Consider the following 6,478-nt stretch of genomic DNA (forward strand, 5'->3'; position numbering starts at 1 on the left):
CCCACTCCCCCACCCACCCTCGCAAGGAGATCCCGCATGGCCACCTCCCGCACCCTCGCCGCGGCAGCCGTCTGCGCGGCCGTCACCCTCGGCGCCGTCACCGGCTGCTCCTCCTCCGGCGGCTTCGGCGACTCACCGGCCAAGCAGTCCTCCGGCGGCAACCAGAGCCTGACGGTGCTGATCGCCACCTCCGGCGAGGCCGAGACGGCCGCGGTCAAGGCCGCCACGGCCGACTGGGCCAAGAAGACCGGCAACACCGTCACCGTGCAGATCGCCAGCGACATCAACCAGCAGCTCGGCCAGGCCTTCGCCGGCGGCAACCCGCCGGACCTCTTCTACGTCAACTCCGACCAGTTCGCGAACTACGCCAAGGGCGGCTCGCTGTACGCCTACGGCGACCAGATCCCGGACGCCGCCGACTTCTCCGAGCCGCTGCGCAAGGCCTTCAGCTACGACGGCAAGCTCACCTGCCTGCCCAAGGACACCTCCACCCTGGGCCTGGCGATCAACACCACGCTGTGGCAGCAGGCCGGCCTGACCGAGGCCGACTACCCGACCAGCTGGCAGCAGCTCTCCGACGACGCCGCCAAGCTCACCAAGGACGGCGTGACCGGCCTGGTGACCGCCCCCGACTACCAGCGGCTCGGCGCCCTGCTGAAGGAGGCCGGCGGCTGGATCACCAACCCCGAGCAGACCGCGATGACCGCCGACAACCCGGCCAACAAGCAGGCACTGGAGTACGTGCAGTCGATGATGAAGGCCGGCTCGGCCAAGTACGTCGCCGAGGTGGACGCCGGCTGGGGCGGCGAGGCGCTCGGCAAGGGCAAGGCCGCGATGACCATCGAGGGCAACTGGCTCAAGGGCGCGATGGCCAAGGACTACCCGAACGTCCAGTACAAGGTGCTCCCGCTGCCCGCCGGCCCGGCCGGCCCCGGCACCCTCGCCTTCAGCAACTGCTGGGGCATCGCCGCCAAGAGCCAGCACCAGGCGGCCGGGGTCGACCTGGTCAAGCACCTCGCCTCCGCCGACCAGCAGCTGGAGTTCGCCCAGGCCTTCGGCGTGATGCCCTCGCGCACCAGCGCGCTGAGCGCCTACGCCCAGAAGTACCCCGAGTCCAAGGCCTGGGTCGACGGCGTCGCCAACGCTCAGGCGCCGGTCACCATCGCCGGGTTCACCAAGGTGCTCACCCAGTTCAACACCGACCTCCAGTCGCTGAAGACGGGCGACCCGGCGGCCATCCTGGCCACCCTCCAGCGCAACGGCGAGCAGGCCATCAAGAATGCCAAGTAACAGCTCCACCGGCACGATACGCCGGCGCGGCCTGCGCGAGGGAGCATGGGGCTGGCTGTTCGCCGGCCCCATGGTCCTGGTCCTCGGCCTCTTCATGGTCCTGCCGATCGGGATGGCCCTGTGGGTCAGCCTGCTGCACTGGGACGGCCAGTCCAACCCGTTCAGCGGCAGTGCGGACTTCATCGGCCTGGACAACTACCGCCGGCTGTTCGCCGAGGACGGCCTGGACCGCACGCTGTTCGCCACCTCGATGCGCAACACGCTGTACTACGTCCTGCTGACGGTGCCGCTGCAGACGGTCCTGGCACTGCTGCTCGCCGTCCTGGTCAACCAGCGGATGCTGCGCGGCCGGGGCGCCCTGCGCACGGTGTTCTACTTCCCGTCCGTCACCAGCTCGATCGCGATCTCGACGGTCTTCCTGTTCCTCTTCCAGGGCAGCGGCGCCGTCAACCGGATGCTGGGCTGGCTCGGGGTCAAGGGGCCGAACTGGTTCGCCGACCCGCGCGGGGTGATCTGGCTGGTGCTCGGCTGGTTCGGCCTGGACCAGCCCGCCCCGGGCACCGGCGGCCCGCTCGGGCTGTCCTGGTCGGAGTGGTTCGCCGGGCCCTCGGTCGCGATGTGCACGCTGATCCTGATGGCGGTGTGGACCACCTCCGGCACCTTCATGCTGATCTTCCTCGCCGCCCTCCAGGACATCCCGCGCGAACTGGAGGAGGCCGCCGCGCTCGACGGCGTCAACCGCCGCCAGCTGCTGCGCCACGTCACCCTGCCCGCGCTGCGGCCCGTCCTGTTCCTGGTGCTGACCCTCGGCCTGATCTCCACCTGGCAGGTCTTCGACCAGGTGTACGTGATGGGCAAGGGCGCGCCCGGCAACACCACCCTCACTCCCGCCTACCTGTCCTACTCGGCCGGCTTCGACAACGCCGATTTCGGGCAGGGCGCCGCCATCGCGTTCGTCCTGCTCGGCCTGATCCTGCTGCTCACCGCCGTCCAGCGGTGGGTCCTGCGGGACCGGGACGGCAAGCCCCGCCGCAGCCCGAAGGGAGCCCGCCGTGCCGCACGCTGACCGCAAGCCCGCCGTGGACAAGCCGATCCTCGGCCGCTTCCCCCGGCCGCTGCGGCTCCTCGGGTACGCCGTCCTGCTCGGCTTCGCGCTGCTCTACCTGCTGCCGTTCCTGCTGCAACTGGTGAACAGCTTCAAGACCGACCCGGACGCGGCCGCCCACCCGATGTCGGTGCTGCCCGACGGCGGCACCCTGGCCTCCTACCGGCGGCTGTTCGGCCTGGCGGAGGGCGTCGAGAACATCCCGTTCCTGCGCTGGCTGGGCAACAGCGTGGTGGTGACCGTCCTGGTGACGGCCGGCCGGGTGCTGTTCGACTCGATGGCGGGCTACGCGCTGGCCCGGATCAGGTTCCCGGGCCGCCGGCTGCTGTTCGCCTTCGTGCTGGCCGTGATGGCGGTGCCGGGCGTGGTGCTGCTGATCCCGAAGTTCCTGGTGCTGAAGAGCTTCGGCATGTTCGACAGCTACAGCGGCATGATCCTGCCGCTGCTGGTCGACGCCGCCGGGATCTTCATCATGAAGCAGTTCTTCGAGTCGGTGCCGCGCGAGATCGAGGAGGCGGCGCGGATCGACGGCGCCGGGACGTTCCGGATCTTCTGGTCCGTCGTCCTGCCGATGTCCCGGCCCTCGCTGATCACGCTCACCGTGCTCTCCTTCCAGGGCTCCTGGAACGAGTTCACGCACTTCCTGGTCTCCACCCAGTCCAGCGAGCACGACACCCTCACCACCGGTCTGGCGCACTTCGTCTCCGGCGGCCTCGGCTCCGGGACGCAGTACCCGCTCAAGCTGGCGGCGGCGCTGGTCTCCACCCTCCCGGTGGCGATCCTGTTCTTCTGCTTCCAGCGCCACTTCGTGCGCGGCGCCAACTCGGGCTCGCTCAAGGAGTGAGCCCGGCCCGGCCCGGCCTGTACACCCCCCCTCTGCCGAACCTTCCTGTGAACCCTTCTTGGAGAACCACGTGCCCGCCCGCATCGAGGACTACGCGCTGATCGGCGACATGCAGACCGCCGCCCTGGTCGGCAGGGACGGCGCCGTCGACTGGCTGTGCCTGCCCCGCTTCGACTCCCCGGCCGTCTTCGCCGGCCTGCTGGGCACGGACGAGCACGGCTTCTGGCGGATCGCCCCCGGTGACGCCCCGCCCGCCCACCGGCGGCGCTACCGGGGCGACTCGCTGGTCCTGGAACAGGAGTGGGACACCGCCGGGGGTACCGTCCGGGTGATCGACTTCATGCCGCCACGCGGCACGGCGGCCCCGCAGCTGATCCGGATCGTCGAGGGCGTCGCCGGCACCGTCCGGATGCGCTCGGCCCTGCGGATGCGCTTCTCGTACGGGCGCATCGTGCCCTGGGTGCACAAGGTCACGGACGGCACGGGCGCCCGCACCGTCGCCGTGGCCGGGCCCGACTCGGTGTGGCTGGACGGCGAGTCCGAGACCTACGGCCGCGACCTCACCACCTACGCCGACTTCACCGTCACCGCCGGCGAGCGGATCGCCTTCGCCCTCACCTGGCAGGCCTCCCACCTCGGCGCCCCCGACCGGCCGGACGCCGAGCAGGCACTCGCCGCCACCGAGGAGTTCTGGCGCGACTGGGCCGCCCAGTGCACCTACCAGGGCCCCTACCGCGAGGCCGTGATCCGCTCCCTGATCACCCTCAAGGGCCTCACCTACGCCCCCACCGGCGGCATCGTCGCCGCCCCCACCACCTCGCTGCCCGAGGACATCGGCGGCGTCCGCAACTGGGACTACCGCTACACCTGGCTGCGCGACGCCACCATCACGCTCTCCTCGCTGCTTCGCACCGGCTACCGCGACGAGGCCAAGGCCTGGCGCGAGTGGCTGCTGCGCGCCGTCGCCGGCGACCCGGAGAACCTCCAGATCATGTACGGCATCGCCGGCGAACGGGAGCTGGTGGAGACCGAACTCGACTGGCTGCCCGGCTACGAGGGCTCCCGCCCCGTCCGGATCGGCAACGGCGCCGCCGGCCAACTGCAACTCGACGTCTACGGCGAGGTCGTCGAGGCCCTGCACCTCGCCCAGCACACCGGCCTGGCCCGCAACGACCACGCCCACCTGCTGCAACTGCGGCTCATCTCCTGGCTGGAGGAGCACTGGCAGGAGCCGGACGAGGGCATCTGGGAGGTCCGCGGCCCGCGCCGGCACTTCGTCCACTCCAAGGTGATGGCCTGGGTCGCCGTCGACCGGACGGTCCAACTGCTGGAGCAGACCGACTGCGAGGGACCGCTGGAGCGCTGGCGCGCCCTGCGTGACACCATCCACGAGGACGTCTGCACCCACGGCTACGACCCGGAGCGCAACACCTTCACCCAGTCCTACGGCTCGCAAGAACTCGACGCCTCGCTGCTGCTCATCCCCCAGGTCGGCTTCCTGCCGCCGGACGACAAACGCGTCATCGGCACCGTCGAGGCGATCCAGCGCGAACTGTCCACCGAGGACGGCTTCGTGCTGCGCTACCCCACGAGCGGCGGGGTGGACGGCCTGCCGGGCGACGAAGGCGCCTTCCTGGCCTGCTCGTTCTGGCTGGCCGACGCCCTGGCGATGATCGGCCGGACGGACGAGGCGCACCAGCTGTTCGACAAGCTGCTGTCCATCCGCAACGACCTCGGGCTCCTGGCGGAGGAGTGGGACCCGCGGCTCAAGCGCCAGGTCGGCAACTTCCCGCAGGCCTTCAGCCATGTGCCATTGATCGACACCGCGCTGCGCCTCGGCCGGGGCTGCGGCGGTCCGAAATAATCGGCCACCCCCTTGTTGATGATGTGATCAAATGTGTAAGCACTGTGGCGCCTGACGCCACCGGGGAGGGACCGGTCTGACCATGTGGTCAGACCCCGCCATACAGGAGACGTACCATCAACACCGCCATTCGCCGGGCCGCGCGCGGAACCGTTCCCGTCGCCGTCACCGCATCCGTGCTCGCCGCCGGCCTGGCCGCCTGCGGCACCGTCGAGCAGCTGTCCGCCGCCCAGAAGGTGTCCAAGGCCTTCACCAAGGTCGGCGAGGGCAAGGCCGCCGGCCTCACGTTCTCCGTGGACGCCACGCCCGAACAGATCATCGCCTTCGGTGCGGCCACCGGCGACAAGGTCGACCCGAAGAGCGCCGACGCCGTGTCCGGGCTGAACTTCTCCGTCGCGATATCCGCCGACAAGCCCCTGAAGGACCTCGACACCTTCAAGAACGCGCAAAGCAACGGCGCCGACAAGGACCTGACGCTCGACAAGTCGGTGCGCCTGTCCTACGTGCTCTCCGACCGGAAGGGCACCGCGCTGCTGGAGTACCGCCAGGTCGACGCCAAGGCGTTCCTGCGGGCCGACGCCAAGGGCCTGGTGAAGCTGGTCGGCGAGGACCCGTCGCAGGTCGACGCCATCAGCAGCGACCTGCCCGCCGAACTGAAGCCGGTCAAGGACGTGCTGGCCGGCAAGTGGGTCTCCTTCGACCTGCAGAAGCTCGCCGACGACACCAAGAAGTTCGACGGCGCCAAGGCCACCCCGAGCGCACAGCCCTCGCTGGACCCGGAGTCCGCCAAGCAGCTGACCAACTCCCTCAAGGACGTGCTGTCCCGCACCGTCACCTTCGAGGACAAGGGCAAGAAGGACGGCGCCGAGCACATCTGGATGAGCGCCCCGGGCCGCCAGCTGGCCGACGAACTGCTGAAGGCCGTCAAGCCGCTGGCCGCCAAGTTCCCCCAGCAGTTCGGGAAGCTCCCCACCTCCGTCCCGAGCACCGTGCGCGAGGACAAGGTCGGCGCCGACCTCTACCTGAAGGACGGCAAGCTCTCCGCCGCCACCTTCGACCTCGCCCAGCTGGAGGCGAAGGCCGCACCGGGCGTCAACTTCCCGGTGAAGCTCGCCTTCAACCAGAACGCCCCGACCGTCGAGGCCCCCGCCGACGCCGTCACGCTGACCAGCGACGACATCCAGAGCACGATGCTCACCCTCCTCACCTCCGGCGCCACCAGCGGAGGCAAGGGCGGCGCCGCCCCGGGCACCCCGGGCACCCCGGCGCTCACCCCCGGCAAGCCGCTGACCCCCGCCCAGGGCGGGGGGCGGGTGGGCCCCGGCCCCGGGGGGGATAAACAACGGACGGAGCCCCCGCCCACTCCAGGGGTGGT

Annotated in this window: 5 protein-coding genes; all 5 read left to right on the top strand. The window is 70.4% G+C overall.

What is annotated here, in order from left to right:
• The first annotated feature begins 36 nt into the window (after positions 1–36).
• Positions 37–1,290 (top strand): extracellular solute-binding protein, encoded by a 1,254-nt coding sequence (locus tag ACFV61_RS33225; RefSeq protein WP_363375814.1) that lies wholly within the window; start codon positions 37–39, stop codon positions 1,288–1,290.
• Entirely contained in the window at positions 1,280–2,356 is a 1,077-nt protein-coding gene (locus ACFV61_RS33230) for a carbohydrate ABC transporter permease (RefSeq protein ID WP_380495757.1), read from the top strand. Before ACFV61_RS33225 ends, ACFV61_RS33230 begins: the two co-directional genes overlap by 11 nt.
• Positions 2,343–3,239 carry a carbohydrate ABC transporter permease gene (locus ACFV61_RS33235; RefSeq protein WP_380378810.1) on the top strand — a complete coding sequence of 299 codons (897 nt, stop codon included), beginning with the start codon at positions 2,343–2,345 and terminating at the stop codon, positions 3,237–3,239. The genes ACFV61_RS33230 and ACFV61_RS33235 overlap by 14 nt, the downstream gene beginning before the upstream one ends.
• Before the next feature lie 70 nt (positions 3,240–3,309).
• Positions 3,310–5,103: a glycoside hydrolase family 15 protein gene (locus ACFV61_RS33240; protein WP_380495761.1), complete on the top strand. Its 1,794-nt coding sequence runs from the start codon at positions 3,310–3,312 to the stop codon at positions 5,101–5,103.
• Positions 5,104–5,279: 176 nt separating this feature from the next.
• Positions 5,280–6,478, top strand: a 1,199-nt coding sequence (locus ACFV61_RS33245; protein ID WP_380495763.1) for a hypothetical protein, incomplete at its 3' end; no start/stop codon positions are given.

Source organism: Kitasatospora sp. NPDC059817 (assembly GCF_042731835.1).
Lineage (GTDB): Bacteria > Actinomycetota > Actinomycetes > Streptomycetales > Streptomycetaceae > Kitasatospora.

What these genes read in the sequence shown, in the direction of transcription:
- ACFV61_RS33225 (WP_363375814.1), top strand. Translation starts at nt 37, where the DNA reads ATGGCCACCTCCCGCACCCTCGCCGCGGCAGCCGTCTGCGCGGCCGTC.
- ACFV61_RS33230 (WP_380495757.1), top strand. Translation starts at nt 1,280, where the DNA reads ATGCCAAGTAACAGCTCCACCGGCACGATACGCCGGCGCGGCCTGCGC.